Source organism: Micromonospora sp. WMMD998, from assembly GCF_029581235.1.
GTDB lineage: Bacteria > Actinomycetota > Actinomycetes > Mycobacteriales > Micromonosporaceae > Micromonospora.
Map to the genome: position 1 here is coordinate 2,358,385 of NZ_CP120740.1, position 22,594 is coordinate 2,380,978.

A 22,594-nucleotide genomic window follows, 5' to 3' on the forward strand; every position below is an offset into this window, starting at 1 on the left:
TCCCGTACCTGGTTCGGCCCGCATAGAGTGGGCTGGACCACATGATCCGCCTCACGGCGGCGACGACCTGGGGGACCGAGCGATGCACACGCCGGACGGACTTCCCGCCGAGATCGACCTGAGCCGGCCGAGCGCCGCCCGGGTCTACGACTACTTCCTCGGCGGGGCGCACAACTTCGAGATCGACCGGCAGTTGGCCGAGCAGATCGCGTCCATGACCCCGAACCTGGCGGCCACCATGCGCGCCGGGCGGGAGTTCCTGCGCCGGGCCGTCCGGGTGCTGCTCGACGCCGGCATCGACCAGTTTCTCGACATCGGCTCGGGCATCCCCACCGTCGGCAACGTGCACGAGGTCGCCCAGGCCGCGAACCCGCAGGCCCGGATCGTCTACGTCGACATCGACCCGGTCGCGGTGGCGCACAGCCGCGAGCTGCTGGCCGGCAACGACCGGGCCGCCGCGATCCTGGCCGACCTGCGCGAGCCGAAGCTGATCCTGGACCAGGCCCGGGCCAGCGGGCTGATCGACTTCGACCGGCCGGTGGGCATCCTGCTCGCCGGGGTGGTGCACTTCGTCCCGGACGCCGACCGGCCGGCCGACGTCCTGGCCACCCTGCGGGCCGCCGCCGCCGTGGGCAGCTACCTGGTCATCTCCCACTCCACGTTCGAGGACCAGCCGCAGGAGATGCTCGACGCGCAGCGGCTGTCGGCGCGTACCGCTACCGAGATCACCCTGCGCTCGCGGGCCGAGGTCACCGGCTTCTTCGGCGACTGGACGGTCCTCGAACCGGGGGTGGTGCACATGCCGCTGTGGCGGCCCGACTCGCCGTCCGACGTCGACGAGCACCCGGAGCGGTTCGGGGCGTTCGGCGGCGTAGCCCGGCACGACCGCGCCGCCGGGTGAGCCGACGTGCGTGCCCCGGAGCCTGACGGGGGTGACTTCAGCCGGCCCGGCGCCGCCGCGTACGCCGCCGAGTGGGCCCGGGCGGTGCGGCGGATCGGTTTCGTGCCGATGAGCGCGGCCGAGACCGAGCACCTGCTGGTGTCGCTCACCGAGCGGTTGGCCGGCGCGTTGCTCGCACCCACCTTCTCCGCCGGGCCGGCCCAGGAGGTGGGGCGTGCCCTGGTGGAGGCGCACCTCACCGAGCCCGGCGTGCTCGACTGGTCGGTGCAGGCGCTCGGTGACCGGTTGCTGGCCTGGGTGCTGCCGGCCCGGGAGGAGGTGCCCGAGCTGCGGGAGCGGATCGCGGCGTTGCAGGGCGCGTTCGCCGCCGGGTTCGCCCGGGCGCTGCGCGACCGGGTGTTCAGCCAGCAGGAACGGATCGCCCGTTCGGCCTGGCAGGCGCGGGACACCGTCGAGCAGGCGTTGCGGGACAGCGAGGCGCGCTTCCGGGCGGTCTTCACCGGCGCGGCCATCGGCATCGGCATCGCCGGCGTGGACGGGCAGATCATCGAGGTCAACCAGTCCTTCGCGGACATGCTCGGCTACACGGTCGGGGAGATGCGGCGGATGAACGTGTCCGCGCTCGCCTACGCCGACGACGCGGCCGGCATGTGGGAGCTCTACCGGGAGCTGATCGAGGGCAAGCGGGACAGCGCCCGAGTGGAGAAGCGCTACTACCGCAAGGACGGCAGCGTGGTCTGGACCGACCTGGCCGTCTCGCTGATCCGCTACGACGACGGCCGCCCCCGGTTCACCGTCGCCATGATCGAGGACATCACCCAGCGGTACGAGCTGCAACAGCGGCTGCGCTTCCAGGCGCTGCACGACCCGCTGACCGGCCTGCCCAACCGGACGCTGTTCTTCGAGAGACTCGGCGACCTCTTCGACACGGCCGGGCCGGAACAGCGCGTCGGGCTCTGCTTCATCGACCTGGACGGGTTCAAGGCGGTCAACGACAGTCTCGGCCACGACCTGGGCGACCGGCTGCTCCAGGTGGTCGCCCGGCGGTTGCGCGACTGCGTGTCCGGGCGCGGTCACCTGGTCGCACGGATGGGCGGCGACGAGTTCGTCATCCTGGTCGACTCCGGCGGTGGCCTCGACGACGCGGTGGAGGTGGCCGAGCTGGCTCTGGCCGCGGTCTCCGCCCCGGTGCAGGTCGCCGACCAGCAGCTCGCCGTCTCGGCAAGCATCGGCATCGTGGACTGCCCGGCGGCGGAGACCAACGCCGGCGAGCTGATGAAGGCCGCCGACACCACGCTCTACTGGGCCAAGGCGGAGGGCCGGGGCCGGTGGGCGGTGTACGACCCGGAGCGCAGCGCCGCCGACATCGCCCGGTCCGCGTTGGCCGCCAACCTGCCGGCGGCGCTGGACCGGGGCGAGTTCGTGCTGCACTACCAGCCGATCGTGTCGTTGCTGGACGGCACGATGGTGGCGGTGGAGGCGCTGGTCCGCTGGCAGCACCCGGAGCTGGGGCTGCTCGGGCCGGACCGGTTCATCGGGCTGGCCGAGGAGACCGGCCTGATCGTCCGACTGGGGGCCTGGGTGCTGCGCCAGGCGTGCCGGGACACCGAGTCGTGGCGGCGGTCCTATCCGGACACCACGCCCGTGGTGAGCGTCAACCTGGCCGCCCGGCAGGCCGACGACCCGGCCATCGTGGAGACGGTGGCCGAGGCGTTGCAGCACACCGGTCTCCCGGCCGAGCTGCTCCAGTTGGAGCTGACCGAGAGCGCGGTGATGGGCAGCGCGGGTGAGCCGCTGCGCGCCCTGCACCAGCTCGCCGACCTCGGGCTGCGGCTGGCCATCGACGACTTCGGCACCGGCTACTCGAACCTGGCGTACCTGCGCCGGCTGCCGATCCACTGCGTGAAGCTGGCCGGACCGTTCGTCGAGGGGATCCGGGACGACGGCGCGGACGCGGTCGCCGACCACCGCGACGAGCGGATCGTCGACGCGCTGGTCCGGCTGGCGCACGCGCTGGAGTTGTCGGTGACGGCCGAGGCGGTGGAGACCGAGGTGCAGGCCGAGCGACTGCGGGCGTTGCGCTGCGACACCGGCCAGGGCCGCCTGTTCGGCCCCCCGGTGCCCGCCGACGCCATCCGCACCCGCCTTGCGGGTTAAGGAGGGGCCCCCGCTTAACGCCTGCGGTAGAGGAGGGGCCCCCGCTTAACACCTCGGTTGCGCGGCACCCCACCGGGGAAAGAGGGAACTCGTGAGCTTGAGCGATTCGCAGGCGGTGGTGTCGCTGGTCGCCGCGCTGGCGATCCTGGCCGGGCTGGCCGGGGTGGTGGTGCCCGGTCTGCCCGCGCTGCCGCTGTGCTGGGGCGGGGTGCTGGTCTGGGCGTTGTTCGGCGACGCCGGCCCGGGCCGCTGGGCGGTGCTCGCCGCCGCCACCGTGGTCGCCGCCGGTGGCACCGTGGTCAAGTACCTCTGGCCGGGCCGGAACCTGAAACGGACCGGCGTGCCCACCCGGTCGCTGCTGGCCGGCGCGCTGCTCGGCGTGATCGGGTTCTTCGTCATCCCGGTGATCGGGCTGCCGATCGGCTTCGTCGCCGGGATCTGGGGCGCGGAGCTGCTGCGACTGGGCAGCAACCGGCTGGCCTGGCCGGCGACCGTGCAGGCGCTCAAGGCGGCCGGGCTGTCCATGCTCGTCGAGTTCATGGCCGGCGTGGTCGTCGCCGCCCTCTGGGTGGCGGGGCTGTTGTTCGCCTGAGGGGCGCGTGCCTGGCTCCCCTCGCTGACCGGCCGGCGTCCGCGCTCGGCACGGCCGCGGTGCCGGCGCTCGGGTGGGCGCCGGCGGGCCGGCCCGGCCTGAGGGTGCGGCGACGCGGGCGTCCGGGGGTACGGCGGAACGCCGTACATCAGTGAGAGAGAGGTGGACGCCGCGCGTCGCCGCGGACCGGGCGTTGCCGAGCGCCCGGTGCCGGCCCGTCGGGTCGGGCCTGGTCACGCCCCCAAGGATGCCCCCGACCGCCCGGCCCGACAACGCATTTAACCCGGGCGGTATTGACCGCCTTGATCGGCTGGGAGCAAACTGCGAGCACTCGTACGGGGACTCGCCCTCGAGGAGGTGTGCAGTGGCCACGACGCCCGCGCCGACCGCCGAACAGCCGATGGACGACGACGCCCGACGACTCGCCGAACTCGGCTACAAGCAGGAGTTGCGCCGCAGGTGGAGCGGCTTCTCCAACTTCGCCATCTCGTTCTCCATCATCTCGATCCTGGCCGGCTGCTTCACCACGTTCGGCCAGGCGTGGAACAACGGCGGCCCGGTCGCCGTGTCCTGGGGCTGGCCGCTGATCTCGATGTTCATCCTGATCATCGGGTTCTGCCTGGCCGAGTTGGTGTCCGCCTACCCGACCGCCGGCGGGATCTACTGGTGGGCGGCGACCATGGGGCGGCCGGTGCACGGTTGGTTCACCGGGTGGCTCAACCTGATCGGGCTGGTCGCGGTGACCGCCTCGGTCGACTACGGCTGCGCCACGTTCCTCAACCTGACGCTGTCGGCGCTCCTCGACGGCTGGGCCGGCACCGGGCACCAGACGTTCGGGCTGTTCGTGGTGATCCTCGCGCTGCACGGCCTGATCAACATCTACGGGCACCACGTCATCGACGTACTCCAGAATGTCTCGGTCTGGTGGCACGTGGCCGGCGCGGCCGTGGTGGTGCTGATCCTGGTCCTGGTCCCGGACGACCACCAGAGTTTCCGCTTCGTGTTCACCGAGCGGTTCAACAACTCCGGCTTCGGCGACGGCGACACCGGCGGGCTGACGTTCTGGTTCTACGTGCTGCCGCTCGGGTTCCTGCTCACGCAGTATACGATCACCGGCTTCGACGCCTGCGCGCACGTCTCCGAGGAGACCCGGGGCGCGTCCAGGGCCGCCGCGCAGGGGCTGTGGCGGTCGATCTTCTATTCCGCCGTGGGCGGCTGGATCCTGCTGCTCGCGTTCCTGTTCGCCGCCACCGACGTGGACGCGATCAACGATGCCGGCGGCTTCTCCGGGGCGATCTTCTCCACGGCGCTGACCCCGTTCTTCTTCAAGACGGTCATCATCATCTCCACCCTCGGGCAGTTCTTCTGCGGGATGAGCTGCGTGACCTCGATGTCGCGGATGGCGTACGCCTTCAGCCGCGACCGGGCGGTGCCCGGCTGGCGACTCTGGTCCAAGGTCAACCGCAACGGTACGCCGGTCAACGCCATCATCGGCGCCACGCTGGCCGGGCTGCTGCTCACGCTGCCCGCGCTCTACCAGCGCGGTGGCATCCCGGTCGCGTTCTACGCGGTGGTGTCGGTGGCGGTGATCGGGCTCTACCTGTCCTTCATCATCCCGATCTACCTGCGGCTGCGGATGGGCGACCGGTTCGTCCCGGGCCCGTGGACGCTCGGCCGCCGCTACCGGCTGCTCGGCTGGATCGCGGTGGTGGAGATCGCGATCATCGCGGTCTACTTCGTGCTGCCGATCGTCCCGGCCGGCGTACCCGGAAACGCCGACTTCAGTTGGACGGCGGTCAACTACGCGCCGCTGGCGATCGGCGGCGTGCTGCTCGGCGTGGCGATCTGGTGGTACGCCTCGGCCCGCAGGTGGTTCACCGGCCCCCGCCGCACCATCGAGGAGTCCTCTTCCGACGCCCCTTCCTGACCTCCGGCCCTCCGGCCCTCCGACCTTCTGCGTTGATCATGAAGTTGACGGCGATTGTTGATCTTTGAACGGCCGTCAACTTCATGATCACCCTGCGACTCGGTTCCCGGGTGGGTGCGGGAGTCGGCGGGGGGACTCGTTGACGCGGCCGTCCGGGGTGGCCCGGACGAGATGCCCGGTGGCGGTCTCGGCGGACCGGAGTGGTGGTGCGTCATGGGTGTCCGGGCGGGGTTGAGACACCCTTGGCGTTCCAGTCGACGTGCCGCGCGGCGATGGGTGGAACGCTATGGGTGTCAAAACGGGCCTGAGACACCCGTGGTGTTCCACCCGTGCGGCGGCGGACGCCACTTCGGCGAAGTGGTGTGGATCTGCCGATCAGTGGACCAGCGGATCAGGTGGCGGGGCGTAGGTGCTCGACCACGTCGACGAACGCGCGCCACGAGGCTGGGGAGACGTGGAGGGTGCCGGCCTCGTGATCCTTGGAGTCACGCACCAGCACCACGCCCGGCAGATTGTCGGCGACCTCCACACAGTCGGCGTTGCCGCTGCGGGTCGCCTTACGCCAGGTCGCGTCGCTCAGGTCCATGACGTGACTACCTCTTTCAGAAGTTCGAGCGACTGCCGGCGGGGCAACGCTTCGCTCCGGATCATCTCCCACCTCGACAGAAGAGTAGCCACCTCGGCATCACCATCGATCACGCTGGTGGTGAGCTGACACTCCATGCTGGCGACCCAGCCGCCTTCCTCACCGCGCGCCAGGGTGAACGGTCCGGACAGGCCGATGTGCAGACCGACATGCAGGGGAAGTACGTGAATGCTGACGTGTGGACGCTCCGCGCACGCCACCAGGTGCTCGACCTGTTGCGTCAGCAGGCCCCGGAAGCTCTCATCGCGCCGGTGCAGCAGGCCTTCGTCGAACACGGCGACGAGTTGGGGCGGATTCTCCTGCCGCAGCACGTCCTGACGATCCATCCGGGCCGTCACCCGCCGCTCCACCTCGGCGTCGCTCAACAGATCGTCACAACGGATCACCGCCCGGGCGTAGTTGGCCGTCTGGAGCAGCGCCGGGATGAGCGTCGGGTGGAAGCACCGCAACTGTCGGGCTTTGCGCTCCGCCTCCAGCCATGGCCTGAGCCAGGACGGCAGGCCGTCCCGTTCCGCCATCTTGAGCAGGGCGACAAGTAGTCCACCGGAGTTCAGCACCTCGTCGGCGCGGGCCAGGAAGAGGCGGTCGTACGGACGGCCGCCGGTCTCGACGGCCGACACCATCGAGGCGGAGTAGTGCACGAGCCTGCCGAATTCCTCCTGGTTGAGGCCGGCCGCGGTCCGCAGCCGGCGGATCTGTGCTCGGATCAACTCCGCTGTCGGCTCTGCCACAACTCCTCCACAGATCTGATCCGAGATTCGCTCGACGCTCGCCGGCCGGGCCGTGCCCGCACAGGTGCTTCGTGGCTGGGCTCGATGCCTTCCGACCGTAGTGGTGTGCGCAACAGACTGTCACGCATGCGGATCCGCTCGTCGCCGCCGAGCGCGGGCGGGTTCCCGCCGGGGCCGCCCGGTCCCGATGTCCACCGGGCGGCCCCCTCCACCGGGACGACGACGAGGAGGCCGACGGTGCCGAAGAGGGACGACGAGGCGCGGGCGATGGCCCGCCGCACGGTGCCACACGTCGCCGTACGCCCGCTGTGGCGGTGCCGCAACTGCGCCGCGGAGTGGCCCTGCCAGCCGGCGCGGCTGTCGCTGCTCGTCGAGTACCGGGGCGACCGCACGGCGCTGCTGCTCCACCTGGGCACCCTGATGGCCGAGGCGGCGGAACACCTCGCCCGGCTGAATCCGGGCCACGTGCCGGATCTGCACCACCGCTTCCTCGCCTGGGCGCGGGCGCGTGGCTGACGCCGGCCGGCGCCGTTGCGCGTACCCCCGGGGTCAGGGTGGGGGCTGGCGGTGGGTGAGCGGGAAGCGGAGGATGCGGTCGTCGCCGGCCGCCGGGGTGCCGCGCCCGTCGCGGTTGCTCGTGGTCACCCAGAGCGCGCCGTCCGGGGCGACCTCGACGGTACGCAGGCGGCCGTACGTCCCGACCAGCTCCGCCGCCGGTACGCCGACCTCGCCGGCGGCGTCCACCGGCACCGTCCAGAGCCGGGTGCCGCGCAGCGCGGCCACGTGCAGCGTGCCCCGGGCGAACGCGGCGCCGCTCGGTGACGCCTGCGCGGGCGTCCACACGACGACCGGGTCGCGGAAGCGTGGGTCGCCGGCGACGCCCTCGACGATCGGCCAGCCGTAGTTGCCGCCGGGCACGATCCGGTTCACCTCGTCCCAGGTGTTCTGCCCGAACTCGGTGGCGAACAGCCGGCCGTGCCGGTCCCAGGCGAGGCCCTGCACGTTGCGGTGGCCGTAGCTGTAGACGGGGGAGCCGGGGAACGGGTTGTCCGCCGGCGTCCCGCCGTCCGGCCGGATCCGCAGGATCTTGCCGTTGCGGCTGGTCAGGTCCTGGGCGCGGGTGCTCACCCCGGCGTCGCCGACGCCGACGTAGAGCAGCCCGTCGGGGCCGAACGCGATCCGCCCGCCGTCGTGGAAGGTGGCCCGGGGGATGCCGCTGAGCAGCACCTGCGGGACTGGCGTCGCGGCCAGCCGGAACCGGACGACGCGGATGTCGACGGCGGTCGTGTAGGCGGCGTAGACCAGCCCGTCGCGGCGGTAGGTGGGGGAGACTGCGAGCCCGAGCAGGCCCGCCTCACCCCCGGCCACCACGTCGGCGAGGCGGGCCACCTGCCGGGTCGGCCGGCCGGGGCGTACCCGCAGGATGGTGCCCTGGTCCCGCTGGGCGACCAGGGCGCTGCCGTCGGGCAGGAAGTCCAGCCCCCACGGCACCTCCAGCCCGGTGGCGACCACCTGCGGGTCCGTCAGGTCGTAGCCGACCGTCGGCGGTCGGGCGGTGTGCCGCTCGAAGCCGGACGGGCGCAGGTCGACCAGGTCCGGCTGCGGTTGCGGCGCGGCGGCCGGGCGGTCCGGGGCGGCGGGGGGCTGCCGGTCGGCGCGGGCGTCGGTGGCGCCCAGCCCGAGCGCGAGGACGGCGGCGACGGCCGCGACGATCCGACCACGCATGTGTCCTCCTGGAGTTTCACCCCCGGTCCCACCGGGGCATTGACGGTGATCCGGTTTGCCAGTAGACCTTGGTCATGGAGGCCCCTGATGAGTAGAACGCCGTTCTCGCTGGAGCAGTTGCGGGTCGCCGTCGCCGAGGGCGAGATCGACACGGTGGTGCTCGCCCTCACCGACATGCAGGGCCGCCTCCAGGGCAAACGGATCCACGCGCCGTTCTTCCTCGACCAGGTGGTGGCCAACGGCAGCGAGGGCTGCAACTACCTGCTCGCCGTGGACGTGGACATGAACACCGTCGACGGGTACGCGATGTCGAGCTGGGAACGCGGCTACGGCGACTTCGCCATGCGCCCCGACCTGGACACGCTGCGCCGGACGCCGTGGCAGCCCGGCTCCGCGATGGTGCTGGCCGACCTGGAGTGGCTGGACGGCTCCGGCCCGGTGGTCGCTTCGCCCCGGCAGATCCTGCGCCGGCAGCTCGACCGGTTGGCCGCGCACGGGCTGACCGCGTACGCCGGCACCGAGCTGGAGTTCGTGCTCTACCGCGACTCGTACGAGGAGGCGTGGCGGCGCGGCTACCGCGACCTGACGCCGGCCAACCAGTACAACGTCGACTACTCGCTGCTCGGCACCGCCCGGGTGGAGCCGCTGCTGCGCCGCATCCGCACCGAGATGGCCGGCGCGGGGCTCACGCCGGAGAGCGCGAAGGGCGAGTGCAACCTCGGCCAGCACGAGATCGCCTTCCGCTACGACGAGGCGGTGGCCTGCGCCGACCACCACGTCATCTACAAGAACGGGGCGAAGGAGATCGCCGCCCAGGAGGGCATGGCGATCACGTTCATGGCGAAGCCGAACGCGCGGGAGGGCAACTCCTGCCACATCCACTTCTCGCTGCGCGACGCCGCCGGCAAGTCGGCGATGCTCGGCGACGGGCCGGCGCACCTGAGCGTGACCGGGCAGCGGGTGCTGGCCGGGCTGCTCGCCACGATGCGCGAGTTCAGCCTGATGTTCGCGCCGAACATCAACTCCTACAAGCGCTACCAGCCGGGCTCGTTCGCGCCGACCGCGCTGCGCTGGGGCACCGACAACCGCACCTGCGCGCTGCGGCTGGTCGGGCACGGGCAGGGGATGCGGGTGGAGAACCGGGTGCCCGGCGCGGACGTCAACCCGTACCTGGCCATCGCCGCGCTCATCGCCGGCGCGGTGCACGGCATCGAACACGAGTTGGAGCTGCCGGCGGAGTGCACCGGCAACGCGTACGACGACCCGGCCGCCGAGCGCGTCCCGGCGACCCTGCGCGACGCGCTCGACCTGTGGCAGGCGTCCGAGGTCGCGCCCGAGGCGTTCGGGGACGAGGTGGTGGCGCACTACGCCAACAACGCGACGGTCGAGCTGTCCGCCTTCGACGCCGCGGTCACCGACTGGGAGCTGGTGCGCGGCTTCGAGCGGCTCTGACCGAGCTGGTGAGCGGTGGGAGGGGGAGCGCGTGGGTGAGGTGATCTCGCCGGTCAGCGGGAAGTCGCTGGGGGAGGTGGCGTCCACGTCCGTGGCGGACGTGGACGCGGCGATCGGGCGGGCCGCCGCCGCGTTCCAGCGGTGGCGGGCGGTGGCGCCGGGCGACCGGGCCCGCCTGCTGCGGCGGTTCGCGGCCGAGGTGGACGCGCACCGGGAGGAGCTGGCGCTGCTGGAGGTGCGCAACGCCGGCCACACCATCGGCAACGCGCGCTGGGAGGCCGGCAACGTCCGGGACGTGCTCGACTACTACGCGGGCGCGCCGGAGCGGCTGACCGGGCACCAGATCCCGGTGCCCGGCGGGCTCGACGTCACGTTCCACGAGCCGCTGGGCGTGGTCGGCGTGATCGTGCCGTGGAACTTCCCGATGCCGATCGCCGGCTGGGGATTCGCCCCGGCGCTCGCCGCCGGCAACACGGTGGTGCTCAAACCGGCCGAGCTGACCCCGCTCACCGCGCTGCGCCTGGCCGAGCTGGCCCGGGACGCCGGGCTGCCGGAGGACGTGTTCACCGTGCTGCCCGGCGCGGGCAGCGTGGTGGGCGAGCGGTTCGTCACCCACCCGGCGGTCCGCAAGATCTGCTTCACCGGCTCCACCGAGGTCGGCACCCGGATCATGGCCGGCGCCGCCGGCCAGGTGAAACGGGTGACGCTGGAGCTGGGCGGCAAGTCGGCGAACGTCGTCTTCGCCGACGCCGACCTGGACAAGGCGGCGGCCACCGCGCCCTCGGCGGTCTTCGACAACGCCGGCCAGGACTGCTGCGCCCGCTCCCGGATCCTGGTCCAGCGCCAGGTGTACGACCGCTTCCTGGAACTGCTCGAACCGGCGGTGCGGGCGTTCCGGGTGGAGGACCCGGCCCGGGAGACCGCCGAGATGGGCCCGCTGATCTCCGCCGCGCACCGGGACCGGGTCGCCGGGTACGTCGACGGCGCGCCCGTGGCGTACACCGGCTCCCGGCCCGACGGCCCCGGCTTCTGGTACGCCCCGACGGTGCTGCTCGCCGAATCACCGGCGGACCGGCACTGGCGGGAGGAGATCTTCGGCCCGGTCGTCTCGGTGCTCCCGTTCGACGACGAGGCGGACGCGATCCGGCTCGCGAACGACACCGAGTACGGGCTCTCCGGCTCGATCTGGACCCGGGACGTGGGCCGGGCGGTCCGGGTGGCGCGGGCGGTCGAGGCGGGCAACCTCAGCGTCAACTCGCACTCCTCGGTGCGCTACTGGACCCCGTTCGGCGGGATGAAACGCTCCGGCCTCGGCCGGGAGCTGGGTCCGGACGCGCTGCACGCCTTCACCGACGTCAAGAACGTGTTCATCGGCACCGAGGAGTGATCACAGTGCAGGGACGGCTTTCCGGGCGCGTGGCCGTGGTGACCGGCGCGGGCAGCGGCATCGGGCTGGCCACCGTGCGGCGCTTCGCCGCCGAGGGGGCGCGGGTGGTCTGCGTGGACATCGACGCCGACGCCGGCGCCCGGGCGGCGCAGGAGGTGGGCGGGGAGTTCGTCGCCGCGGACGTGGCCGACGAGACGGCGGTCCGCGACCTCTTCGACGGCGTGGTGGACCGGCACGGCCGGGTGGACGTGTCGTTCCACAACGCGGGCATCTCCCCGCCGGACGACGACTCGATCCTGGAGACCGGGCTGGACGCCTGGGAGCGGGTGCTGCGGGTCAACACCACGAGCGTCTACCTGTGCTGCAAGCACGTCATCCCGCACATGCGGCGGCAGGGCAAGGGCTCGATCATCAACACCGCGTCGTTCGTGGCGCTGATGGGCGCGGCCACGTCGCAGATCGCGTACACGGCCAGCAAGGGCGGGGTGCTGGCGATGACCCGGGAGCTGGGCGTGCAGTTCGCCCGCGAGGGCATCCGGGTCAACGCGCTCTGCCCCGGGCCGGTCGCCACCCCGCTGCTGCTGGAGCTGTTCGCCGAGGACCCGGAGCGGGCCGCCCGCCGGCTGGTGCACGTGCCGATGGGCCGGTTCGGTGACCCGACCGAGATCGCCGCCGCGGTGGCGTTCCTCGCCAGCGACGACGCCTCGTTCATGACCGCCGCGCAGTTCGTCGTCGACGGTGGCATCACCGGCGCGTACGTGACTCCGCTGTGAGCCGGCGGCCCGGCGGTGTCGGCCATGTCACAGTCGGCCGACCTGCGCCCCGGCCCGGCTCGCCCCCACCCGCCGGTTACGACAGGATGAGCCGGAGGTAACCAGCGCCCGTCGGCTCGTGTGCGTTACGTTGCTCCTCCGCCGGGGTAGTAGGCGGGGACGGTCGGCGTGGACACGCCGGCCGTCGTGAACTTGGCCGGAGCGGGAGGGTGCATGGGCTCGGCCCAGGGGGGCGGGGATGTCGGTTCATCCCCGGCGGCCGGCGAGGCGGCACTCCCACCGTTGCTGACCGCCGCGTTCGCCGCGGGCGGCGAGATGGGTGGGCGGCTGCGCGGTTTCGACTGGTCCGCCACCCGCCTCGGCACCCCCGACACCTGGCCCGCCGCGCTCTGTCACGCGGTGAGCACCATGCTGGCGTCCCGCGCCCAGATGGTGGTGTTCTGGGGTGAGGAGCACCTGGCCTTCTACAACGACGCCTACCGGCCCACCATCGGCGAGAAGCACCCGGCCGTCATCGGGCAGTCCGCCCGGCTGCACTGGCCGGAGACCTGGGACGTCCTCGGCCCGCTGCTGGACGGCGTACGCGGCACCGGCGTGCCCTACCGCGGCGAGGACCACCCGTTCGTGCTCAACCGCCACGGCTTCCTGGAGGACGTCTACTTCGACGTCTCGTACGACCCGATCCGCGAGGCCGACGGCACCGTCAACGGGATCTTCTGCTTCGTCAACGAGACCACCGGCCGGGTGCTCGGCGAGCGCCGGCTGCGGACCCTGGCCGAGCTGGGCAACGAGCTGGGCGAGGTGCCGAGCACGCTCGACCTGGGCCGGGCCGTGGCCCGGGTGCTCGACGCGCACCGCGCCGACGTGCCGTTCAGCGCGATGTGGCTCTCCGCCGTCGGCGGCGCCCCGGAGCTGGCCGGCTGCTCCGGCGTCGACCCGGCCGTGGTCGCCGGCTGGCCCGGCCCGCCCGCCGGCGAGCCGCTGACCGCGCCGCGCTGGATCGCCACCGCCGAGCTGCCCGGCGCGGTGCCGCCGGACGCCGCCGACCAGGCGCTGCTGCTGCCGCTGACCGCCACCAACGAGCCGGCCGGCGCGCTTCTGCTCGGCGTGTCCCGCCGGCTGCCGTTCGGCGACGACTACCGGGACTTCGTCGACCTGGTCGCCGCGCAGGTCTCCCGCGCCGTGGGCAAGCAGCGGGCGTACGACCAGGAACGCGCCCGCGCCGCCGAGCTGGCCGCGCTGGACCGCGCCAAGACCAACTTCTTCGCCAACGTCAGCCACGAGTTCCGCACCCCGCTCACGCTCGTCCTCGGGCCGATCGAGGACATCCTCGCCGACCGCGAGCTGCCCGACCGCTACATCGAGCGGTTGACCGTCATGCACCGCAACGGGCTGCGCCTGCTCAAGCTGGTCAACACCGTGCTCGACTTCTCCCGGCTGGAGTCCGGTCGGGTGGCCGCCCGCTACCAGCCCACCGACCTGGCCGACTACACCGCGCGGCTGGCGAGCACGTTCCGCTCGGCCACCGACCGGGCCGGGCTGCGCCTGGTGGTCGACTGCCCGCCGCTGCCCGCGCCGGTCTACGTCGACCGGGACATGTGGGAGAAGATCGTCCTCAACCTGGTGTCGAACGCGGTGAAGTTCACCTTCGACGGCGAGATCCGGGTCGGGGTGCGCGCCGGCGACGGGGTCGCCGTGCTGGAAGTGGCCGACACCGGGGTCGGCATCGCGCCGCAGGAGCTGCCGCAGGTCTTCGAACGGTTCCACCGGGTGGTCGGCGCCCGCTCCCGCACCCACGAGGGCACCGGGATCGGGCTCGCGCTGGTGCGGGAGCTGGTCGAGATGCACGGCGGCACGGTGACCGCGCGCAGCGTCGTCGAACGCGGCACCAGTTTCACCGTGACGGTGCCGTTCGGCTACGCGCACCTGCCCGCCGACCGGGTGTCCGCGCTCGCCACGGTGCCGCTGGGCGAGCCGGAGCAGGCCCGGCTCCACGTCGCCGAGACGGCGCTCTGGACCGACGAGGTGGCCCGGCCCACCGGGCTGCCCGCGCCGAGCGGCACGTCCGGGAGCGCCGGCCGGATCCTGGTCGTCGACGACAACCCCGACCTGCGCGAGCACGTCAGCCGGCTGCTCTCCCCGGCGTACCAGGTGGTGGCCGTGCCGGACGGCGTGGAGGCGCTGCGGCTGGCCGTGGACATCCCGTTCGACCTGGTGCTGACCGACGTGATGATGCCCCGGATGGACGGCTTCGGGCTGGTCGCCGCGCTGCGCGCCAACCCGCTCACCCGGGGCGTGCCGATCGTGCTGCTCTCCGCCCGGGCCGGCGCCGCGGAGGAGGTCGCCGGTCTCTCGGCCGGCGCGGACGACTACCTCACCAAGCCGTTCTCCAGCCAGGAACTGATCGCCCGGGTCCGGGCCAACGTGGAGTTGGGCCAGCTCCGCGGGCAGATCGTGCGCCGGCTGCGGTCGCTCGCCGACGCCGCGGTGGCGGTCAACACCGCCCGGTCCACCGCCGACGTGGTGCGCGTGGCCGCGCGGCACGCGCTCGGCCTGGCCGAGGCGGGTCGGGTGCTCGTCGTCGCCACCGCCGCCCGGCACGAGGAGGACACCGGCGAGGACCTGCCCGCCGAGCCGTCCGTGGTGCTGCCGCTCACCGGCACCACCGGCGAGCAGCTCGGCGAGCTGCGGGTGTGGCGTCGTGAGGGCGGCGGCGCCGAGGACACGGCGCTCACCGAGCTGGCCCGGCTGGTCGGGGTACGCCTGGAGAACGCCCAGCTCTACGAGGCCGAGCACCGGATCGCCACCACGCTCCAGCACAGCCTGCTGCCGCGTACCCTGCCGCAGTTGCCCGGCGCGGTGGTGGCCAGCCGCTACCTGCCCGGCAGCGCCGAGGTCGAGGTCGGCGGCGACTGGTACGACGTGATGGGCACCCCCGGGGGCGACCTGGTGCTGGTCATCGGCGACGTGGTCGGCAAGGGCGTGCGGGCCGCCGCCGCGATGGGCCAGCTCCGCAACGCGCTGCGGGCGTACGTCCTGGAGGGCTACGACCCGGGCGAGGCGCTGACCCGGCTCAACCGGCTGGTCGACTCCACCGGCGGCGGCTCCTTCGCCACCGTGGTCTGCCTCCGCTTCTGCCCACGCGACGGCGAGCTCCGGTACGCCAGCGCCGGTCATCCGTCGCCCCTGCTGATCCGAGGAGAGGACGTGGCCTTCCTGCACGATCGGGCTCTCGGGCCGCCGATCGGGGCGATCCCCGGCGTCACCTACCCGACCGTCGACGGCGAACTCGCCCCCGGCGGCCGGCTGCTGCTCTACACCGACGGCCTGATCGAGGACCGGGAGGCGGGCATCGACGCCGGGCTCGACCAGTTGCGGGTCGACGCGACCGCACGGGGCGAACACGTCGCCGACCTGGTGGACGCGGTGGTGGAACGGGTCGCCGGGCGGCCCCGGCACGACGACGTGGCGGTGCTCGCGCTGGAGGCGGCCGAGCTGAACCGCTTCGCGTTGCGGCTGCCGGCCGACCCGACCCGACTCAGCGTGCTGCGCAAGCGGCTGGAGGACTTCCTCGTCGCCCACGAGGTCGGCGAGACCGACCTGTTCGACCTCACGGTGGCGGTCTCCGAGGCCGCGGCGAACGCGATCGAACACCCGGTCGACCCGGTCGATCCGGTCATCGACGTCGAGGTCACCATCGCCGACCGCACGGTCACCGCCACGGTCCGGGACAGCGGCCGGTGGCGCGAGTCGAGCGGGTCGGCCTTCCGTGGCCGCGGGCTGGCGCTGATCCAGGCGCTCGGGGAGATGAGCGTGACCCGCACCGCGGACGGCACCGAGTTGACGCTGCGCCGCCGACTGACGGACGGGTAGAAGCTCCGCTTCTACACGCGTCTTCGTGGAACGCATCGGTGTCCGCGAGCTGAACCAGAACCCGAGTGCGGCGTTGGCCAGGTTGGTAGCGGCAGGGCGAGCCGTCGCCCCCACCGGCGGCGGCTCGGTGCCCTTCCACCGAAGCTCAACGAGAACGTGGACGGGGCAGCCTCGCTCGCCGCGATGCGTGACGAGGAGCGCTGGTGATCAAGCCGGCGAAGGCTCGGCGCAGGATCAGGCGATCTGACGGAGATCGCTGCCGAAGATGATCCGCATGCGGGTCTCAAAGGCGAGCCAGCCTGAGCGTGTCGACCAGTGGACGCTCCAGGCCCGGAACGGTCTCCGCGAGCATGTCGATCGCAAACGTTGACCGACCGGTGCGCCGCCGGATCGGTCTGACGAAGCGAACCTAGCCTTCGGCCAGCCAGCCCTGCTCGCCCAGGCCGGAGATCTCCAGCACCCGCCGGACCTGCCGGGACGGCAGCACGGTGAGCGCGGCCGGGAACCGCTGGGAGAGCCGGACCACCGCGTGGATGGCGGCCGAGTCGAAGAAGGTGACCGCCCGCAGGTCGAGCGTGAGCTGCTTGGCGGGCTCGCGCAGCGCGGTCTGGAACATGGTGTCGGCGGTCGCCATGTCGACCTCGCCGGTCACCAGGACGCGAAGCTGGTCCCCGTCGCCCTCCGCCGTCACCGAGAAGACGGACGGTGCGCCCCCTTGATCCACGCAGCAACAATGGCACAGTGCTTGCGCCCCGGCAACAACCTGCCCGGGAGGGCCGTGGCGGGGGCCACCGCCGGGGCCGGCGATAGGCTTGGGGCATGACCGTCCGTGCGCCGCTGACCCCAGGCACGCTCTCCCCGTGGCGGGCGGTGCCCGCCCACATTCCGCGCCCGGAGTACGTGGGCAAGAAGCGCCCGCAGGAGTGGCGTGGCTCGCATGTGCAGACCCCGGAGACGATCGAGAAGATGCGGGTGGCCGGCCGGCTCGCGGCCCGGGCCACCCAGCTCGCCGGCGAGCACTGCAAACCCGGGGTGACCACCGACGAGATCGACCGGGTGGTGCACGAGTTCCTCTGCGACCACGGCGCCTACCCGTCGACGCTCGGCTACCGGGGCTTCCCCAAGTCCTGCTGCACCAGCCTCAACGAGGTGATCTGCCACGGCATCCCGGACTCGACCGAGCTGCGCGACGGCGACATCATCAACGTCGACGTCACCGCGTACCTCGACGGTGTGCACGGCGACACCGACGCGACGTTCTGTGTGGGCGAGGTGAGCGAGGAGGCGCGGCTGCTCGTCGAGCGGACCCACACGGCGATGATGCGCGGCATCAAGGCGGTCGCACCGGGCCGGCAGATCAACGTCATCGGCCGGGTGATCGAGTCGTACGCCAAGCGATTCGGCTACGGTGTGGTCCGCGACTTCACCGGCCACGGCATCGGGGAGGCGTTCCACAGTGGCCTCTACGTGCCGCACTACGACAGCCCCCGCCCCACCGACGTGATGGAACCCGGCATGACGTTCACCATCGAGCCGATGATCACCATCGGCACCCACCACTACGACACGTGGGACGACGGCTGGACCGTGGTCACCAAGGACCGGAAGTGGACGGCGCAGTTCGAGCACACCATCGTCGTGACCGACGGTGGCTACGAGATCCTGACGCTGCCATGACCGAGACCCCGGCGGCGCTGCGCGAGGCGCACCACGCGGACGTGTCCGGCGGCTGGCTGCGGCCGGCGGTCTTCGGCGCGATGGACGGGCTGGTCACCAACATCGCCCTGATCGCCGGTGTCGGCGGCGGCGGGGTGTCCCCGCACAGCATCGTGCTGACCGGCACGGCCGGCCTGGTCGCCGGCGCCATCTCGATGGGCCTGGGCGAGTACACGAGCGTCCGCTCCGCCAACGAGCAGGTCGCCGCCGAGGTCGCCAAGGAGCGGCGCGAGCTGGAGCGGCACCCGGACGCGGAGGCCCGCGAGCTGGCCGACGCCTGGGTCGCCCGCGGCCTGCCCCGCGACCTGGCCACCCAGGTCGCCGAGGCGGTCCGGCGCAACCCGGAGGAGGCGCTGCGCGTCCACGTCCGGGAGGAGCTGGGCGTCGACCCGGACGACCAGCCCAGCCCCTGGGCGGCGGCGATCTCGTCGTTCGTCTGCTTCTCGATCGGCGCCCTGGTGCCGCTGCTGCCCTACCTGCTCGGCTTCACCAGCCTGTGGCTGGCGCTCGGCGTCGGCGGGGTGGGGCTCTTCGTCGCCGGGGCGGTCGTGGCCCGCTTCACCTACCGGTCCTGGTTCACGAGCGGCCTGCGGCAGTTGCTGCTCGGCGCGCTGGCCGCCGGCGCGACATACCTGATCGGCGCCCTGATCGGCGTAGCCGGCACCCTGAGCTGACCCTCCCCACCCCCTCACCCCCCACCCCCCCGCTGATTCACGGAAAGAGTGCGTATGGGGCGCGGAATGACCACGCTTTCCGTGAATCTGCGCGGATCTTGGGCGGGGTTAGGGGGTTGGGGTTAGGCGGAAGACCTTGATCTCGCGGCCGGCGGCCCGTTTCACGTACGTGCGGTAGGCCGGCCACTCGTGCACCAGGCGGTCGAACAGGCGGTCGCGGTCCGCGCCCACGACCTGTTCGGCGCGGACCGGGATCCGGCGTCCCCTGACGTCGATCTCGGCGGCCGGCTGGGCCAGCAGGTTGAACGTCCACGACGGGTGGTGCCGCTGCCCCCAGTTGGAGCCGATCACCACGTAGGCGTCGCCGTCGGGGACGTAGAGCAGGGGATTGCTACGGGGCTTGCCGGAGCGGCGGCCGGTGGAGGTGAGCACAAGCGTGGGCACCAGGCCGAACGCGACCACCCGCCCCTTCGTCAGGCGGCCGATCAGCCGGTCGGCGGGGACGAGCACGCGCATGGTGGTGGCGAACCACTGCTGGTGACCGAGGCGGCGGGTGAGTGATACCAGAGCGGACACCCGCCCAGTGTGCCGCTCCCGCCGGGCCTCGTCACCCCCGGAACCCGGCCGGCCTGTCAGTCGAGGCGGCGCTCGACGGGCAGGCGGGAGCGGGTGATCAGGGCCGCGCCGAGCATCGCCATCAATGGCACCAGCACCAGCACGGCCATGGTGAGGCCGGGCACCGTCACCGGGTACGGGGGCTGCACCGGCCACGAGTCCGCGTACCGCCTGTTGATCGCGGCCAGGATCACGACGGCCGAGCCGAGCCCGGCCAGGATGCCCAGCGCCGAGCCGAGCACCGCGATCACGCCGGCCTGGCAGAGCGACAGCAACCGGCGTACCCGGGGATCGGCGCCGACCGCCGCGAGCGTGGACAGGTCCCGGCGGCCCTCGGCGGCGGCCAGGCCGGTGGCGACCGCGGCGGCCCCCAGCGTGATCACCCCGGACGCGCCGGCCAGCAGGAGCAGCAGCGAACGCTTGTCGGACGGCGGGTCGGCGGTCGACATCTGCAGGGACATCGGCGTGAGAGCGGACAGCTCGTCGGTCAGGCGCTCGCGTTGCCCGTCGGTGGGTGGGCCGGTGGTGTCCACCAGGTATCCGATCGGCACGGCGACCAGACCGAGCGCCTCCGCGGCGGCGGGGGAGAGCACCAACCGGTCCACCGGGAGCCCGCCGCGCAGCGCGTACCCGGGTAGCAGGCGGGCCGTCGTCGAGGTGCCGGAGTCGTGGTTCACCTCCACCCGGACCTGCCCGTTCTCCACCTGCCTCGGGTCGGTGACCACGACGCCGCCCGCGGCCAGCGTCCGGCGCGCCGCAGCCACCTCGTCGGCCGGGGCGTCGGTGAGCGCGGGCAGCGCGGCACCGTCGTCCACCAGGACCGGCACGAAGACGTCGTTCGGCTCCCGGTCCGGCCGGACACACCGCGGATCGTCACGGGCCGAGGACGGTCCGGACTCGAACGGCCCGTACGGGCAGCGCTGCGCGGGCGGGCGCACCGCCAGGGCGACGCAGTAGTCGTCGACTCCCGCCGGCCGGGCGCACTCGGGCGAGGCGATGGCCGACACGGTCGCGTCCGGCAGCACCGCCCGGACCCGCTCGGTGACCGTGCCGGTGGCCGGCGGCGAGCCGGCCCCGCGGTCGTTGAACTGGAGCAACACGTGTCCCGGCGGCAGGCCGGGTTGCCAGAGCGCCCGTTCCCGCGCGTCGTCGCTGGCCAGGTAGACGCCGAGCGCGACGCTGCCGGCGACCGCCGCCATCACGGCCGAGATGGCCGGCGCGGCCGACGACCGGTTGCGGCTGGCGTCGCGCAGCGCGAGCCGGGGGGTCAACGGCAGCAGCCGGCCGGCCCGGGCGAGCACCCCGACGAGCGTCGGGGTGCAGAAGACCAGGCCCAACTCGCCGAGGACGACGCCGGCCAGCACCCCGCTCGGCGAGGTGCGGGTGGCGGCGAACGCGGCCACGGCGGTGCCGGCGACGGTGAGCAGCGCCCCCAGCAGCAGCCAGCGGGCGCGCGGCCGGGTCGCCTCGCGCCGGCCGGCCAGCCCGGCCACCACGTCCTGCCGGGCCGCGGTCCAGGCCGGGGCGAGCGCGGCCAGCACCCCGGCCAGCACCGCGACCGCGGCGATCGCGGCCAGCGCGGCGGGAAAGACGCGGTACGCGCCGAAGCGCTGGTGCAGCAGGTACTGCTCGACGAGCGGCCGTCCGGCGAACGCGGTCCCGACGCCGAGCAGCAACCCGAGCGCGGCCCCACCCGCGCCGAGCACCACCCCGTCGGCGAGCACGATCCGGCGCAGGTGGGCGGCGTCGCCGCCGGCCACCGCGACGAGCGCGAGGTCCCGCCGCCGTCGGCGGACGCCCACCGCGAAGGCCGGACCGACAAGCAGCACCACCTCCAGCAGGCCCAACCCGCCGACCAGCACCGAGACGCCGGTCTCCTCGGCGTCCGGCATCGCCGTGCCGCCGGCGACATCCTGCCGGCCGGGCAGCGGGTGCCGGGCGGACACCTGGATGCCCCGCGCGTTCAGGCGGTCGGCGAGCGCGGCATCCACCCGCCCGGGCACGTCCACCAGCCAACTGTCGTAGGTGGACGGGCTGTCCGGCGCCACGCCGGCGAGCGTCACCACCTCGCCCAGGTAGTCCGGGAACTCGACCACCCCGACCACCTGGTACGGCGTGCCGTCGGTGGTGCGCACCGGCGCGCCGAGGCGGGCATCCAGTCGACGCTGCGCGGCCGGACTGACCGCGATCTCGTCCGGGCGGACCGGCACCCGACCCTCGCGGACCGTGGCCAGCGGCCGGGCGAGCGGGTCGGTCAGGTCGAGGGCGCGCGCCTCCAACGACACCGTCCTGCGCCCGAGCCGGGTCTCGAACGGCATCCACCACCGGATCCGGGTGACATGACTGCCGGCGGGCAGAAGCGCCCGCAACTCGTCGGCGGCGACCGGGCGGGTCCGGGGCGTCGGGTCGCCCTCGGCCGGCCAGGAGTTCTCGCCCCAGGCGTCCTGCGTCACGGGGGTCAGGTTGGTCCATTGCAGCTCCGCGTCGGCCGCGCCGAGCCGGCGGTCGAGCCGCTCCGACCGGCTCAGGTCGGCCATGTCGTAGCTGACGGCGGCGAAGCTGAGCCCGAGCACCGGCAGCGCGATCATCACCAGCACCAGCAGGGTGCGCCGCCGGGACCGGCGGGCCTCCCGGCGGGCGATCCGCAACGCGGTACGCCACGAGCCCCGTGCCTCGGCGAGCCGGCCCGAGATCACCGGTCGCTGCCGCTGAGCAGGTGCTCGATGCCGATCAGCGGGGCGGTCGAGTCGACGAGCACGCCGTCGCGCAGGAAGACCACCCGGTCCGCCCAGCCGGCGTGCCGGGCCTCATGGGTGACAAGCACCCCGGCGGCCCCGTCGTCCACCCGGCGGCGCAGCAGGTGCAGCACCGCCTCGCCGGCCTGCGAGTCCAGCGCGCCGGTCGGCTCGTCGGCGAGGACCAGCCGGCGCTCGCCGACCAGGGCCCGGGCGATCGCCACCCGCTGCTGCTGGCCGCCGGACATCTGGTCGGGGAAGCGGTCGGCCTGGCCCGCGACGTCCACCTCACGCAACGCGGCGAGCGCGAGCCGGCGGGCCGCCCGCACCCCGGCGCCGTCCAACTCCAGGGGCAGCGCCACGTTCTCCACGGCGGTCAGGCTGCCGAGCAGGTTGAGGTCCTGGAAGACGTAGCCGATGCGGCGGCGGCGCAACCGGGCCAGCTCGCGGGCCGGCAGCCGGCCCAGCGACTCGCCCTCGACCAGCACGTCGCCGCCGGTGGGCCGGTCCAGGCCGCCGGCCAGGGCCAGCAGCGTGGACTTGCCGGAACCGGAGGGCCCCATCACCGCCACCAGTTCGCCGGCCGAGACGGTGAGGCTCACGCCGCGCAGCGCGTGCACGGTGGCCTCGCCGGTGCCGTGCGTGCGGTGCACCCGGCACAGTTCCAGCACCCCGCTCATCCTGTCGGCC

The 22,594-nt window shown here is 73.2% G+C and carries 18 protein-coding genes; 11 read left to right on the top strand and 7 right to left on the bottom strand.

Annotated features, from left to right (window positions below):
• Positions 1-82: 82 nt before the first annotated feature.
• The 4 genes from O7619_RS11210 to O7619_RS11225 all read left to right on the top strand — a co-directional run bounded on the left by O7619_RS11210 (position 83) and on the right by O7619_RS11225 (position 5,577).
• A complete protein-coding gene (locus O7619_RS11210) occupies positions 83-901 on the top strand; it encodes an SAM-dependent methyltransferase (protein WP_282287464.1) in 819 nt (272 codons plus the stop codon).
• Positions 902-907: 6 nt separating this feature from the next.
• Positions 908-3,058 carry an EAL domain-containing protein gene (locus O7619_RS11215; protein ID WP_282287466.1) on the top strand — a complete coding sequence of 717 codons (2,151 nt, stop codon included), beginning with the start codon at positions 908-910 and terminating at the stop codon, positions 3,056-3,058.
• A 91-nt stretch (positions 3,059-3,149) separates the two neighbouring features.
• Positions 3,150-3,650, top strand: a complete 501-nt coding sequence (locus O7619_RS11220) for a DUF456 domain-containing protein (protein WP_281584411.1) — start codon at positions 3,150-3,152, stop codon at positions 3,648-3,650.
• A 364-nt stretch (positions 3,651-4,014) separates the two neighbouring features.
• Entirely contained in the window at positions 4,015-5,577 is a 1,563-nt protein-coding gene (locus O7619_RS11225) for an amino acid permease (protein WP_282287468.1), read from the top strand.
• Positions 5,578-5,968: 391 nt separating this feature from the next.
• Here the strand turns inward: O7619_RS11225 and O7619_RS11230 are convergent, their stop codons facing one another.
• A complete protein-coding gene (locus O7619_RS11230; protein ID WP_282287470.1) occupies positions 5,969-6,163 on the bottom strand; it encodes a DUF397 domain-containing protein in 195 nt (64 codons plus the stop codon).
• A complete protein-coding gene (locus O7619_RS11235) occupies positions 6,154-6,954 on the bottom strand; it encodes a helix-turn-helix transcriptional regulator (RefSeq protein WP_282287472.1) in 801 nt (266 codons plus the stop codon). Before O7619_RS11235 ends, O7619_RS11230 begins: the two co-directional genes overlap by 10 nt.
• A gap of 267 nt (positions 6,955-7,221) precedes the next feature.
• On the opposite strand from O7619_RS11235, the gene O7619_RS11240 reads away from it, so the two are divergent.
• Positions 7,222-7,470, top strand: coding sequence for a flavin reductase (locus O7619_RS11240; protein ID WP_282288774.1), 249 nt, complete (start codon positions 7,222-7,224; stop codon positions 7,468-7,470).
• Positions 7,471-7,503: 33 nt separating this feature from the next.
• Here O7619_RS11240 and O7619_RS11245 read toward each other — a convergent pair whose 3' ends face one another.
• A complete protein-coding gene (locus O7619_RS11245) occupies positions 7,504-8,679 on the bottom strand; it encodes a PQQ-dependent sugar dehydrogenase (protein ID WP_282287474.1) in 1,176 nt (391 codons plus the stop codon).
• 87 nt (positions 8,680-8,766) lie between these two features.
• On the opposite strand from O7619_RS11245, the gene O7619_RS11250 reads away from it, so the two are divergent.
• The 4 genes from O7619_RS11250 to O7619_RS11265 all read left to right on the top strand — a co-directional run bounded on the left by O7619_RS11250 (position 8,767) and on the right by O7619_RS11265 (position 16,164).
• A complete protein-coding gene (locus O7619_RS11250) occupies positions 8,767-10,131 on the top strand; it encodes a glutamine synthetase family protein (RefSeq protein ID WP_282287476.1) in 1,365 nt (454 codons plus the stop codon).
• Between the two features lie 31 nt (positions 10,132-10,162).
• Positions 10,163-11,518 carry an aldehyde dehydrogenase family protein gene (locus O7619_RS11255; RefSeq protein WP_282287477.1) on the top strand — a complete coding sequence of 452 codons (1,356 nt, stop codon included), beginning with the start codon at positions 10,163-10,165 and terminating at the stop codon, positions 11,516-11,518.
• Between the two features lie 5 nt (positions 11,519-11,523).
• Positions 11,524-12,291 (top strand): 3-oxoacyl-ACP reductase, encoded by a 768-nt coding sequence (locus O7619_RS11260; protein ID WP_282287478.1) that lies wholly within the window; start codon positions 11,524-11,526, stop codon positions 12,289-12,291.
• Positions 12,292-12,504: 213 nt separating this feature from the next.
• A complete protein-coding gene (locus tag O7619_RS11265) occupies positions 12,505-16,164 on the top strand; it encodes a SpoIIE family protein phosphatase (RefSeq protein WP_282287479.1) in 3,660 nt (1,219 codons plus the stop codon).
• Positions 16,165-16,573: 409 nt separating this feature from the next.
• Here O7619_RS11265 and O7619_RS11270 read toward each other — a convergent pair whose 3' ends face one another.
• On the bottom strand, positions 16,574-16,888 hold the full coding sequence (locus tag O7619_RS11270; RefSeq protein WP_282287481.1) for an STAS domain-containing protein: 315 nt from the start codon (positions 16,886-16,888) through the stop codon (positions 16,574-16,576).
• A 95-nt stretch (positions 16,889-16,983) separates the two neighbouring features.
• Between O7619_RS11270 and map the strand changes: the two genes are divergently transcribed.
• Both map and O7619_RS11280 read left to right on the top strand, forming a co-directional pair.
• Complete coding sequence (gene map / locus O7619_RS11275; RefSeq protein WP_282287483.1) at positions 16,984-17,841, top strand: type I methionyl aminopeptidase; 858 nt, start codon at positions 16,984-16,986, stop codon at positions 17,839-17,841.
• Positions 17,838-18,554, top strand: a complete 717-nt coding sequence (locus O7619_RS11280; protein WP_282287485.1) for a VIT1/CCC1 transporter family protein — start codon at positions 17,838-17,840, stop codon at positions 18,552-18,554. The genes map and O7619_RS11280 overlap by 4 nt, the downstream gene beginning before the upstream one ends.
• A gap of 108 nt (positions 18,555-18,662) precedes the next feature.
• Here O7619_RS11280 and O7619_RS11285 read toward each other — a convergent pair whose 3' ends face one another.
• The 3 genes from O7619_RS11285 to O7619_RS11295 are packed head-to-tail and all read right to left on the bottom strand — an operon-like array spanning position 18,663 to position 22,584.
• Positions 18,663-19,130 (bottom strand): nitroreductase family deazaflavin-dependent oxidoreductase, encoded by a 468-nt coding sequence (locus O7619_RS11285; protein ID WP_282287487.1) that lies wholly within the window; start codon positions 19,128-19,130, stop codon positions 18,663-18,665.
• Positions 19,131-19,186: 56 nt separating this feature from the next.
• On the bottom strand, positions 19,187-21,865 hold the full coding sequence (locus O7619_RS11290) for an ABC transporter permease (protein WP_282287489.1): 2,679 nt from the start codon (positions 21,863-21,865) through the stop codon (positions 19,187-19,189).
• Positions 21,862-22,584: an ABC transporter ATP-binding protein gene (locus O7619_RS11295; protein WP_282287491.1), complete on the bottom strand. Its 723-nt coding sequence runs from the start codon at positions 22,582-22,584 to the stop codon at positions 21,862-21,864. Before O7619_RS11295 ends, O7619_RS11290 begins: the two co-directional genes overlap by 4 nt.
• Positions 22,585-22,594 lie beyond the last annotated feature (10 nt).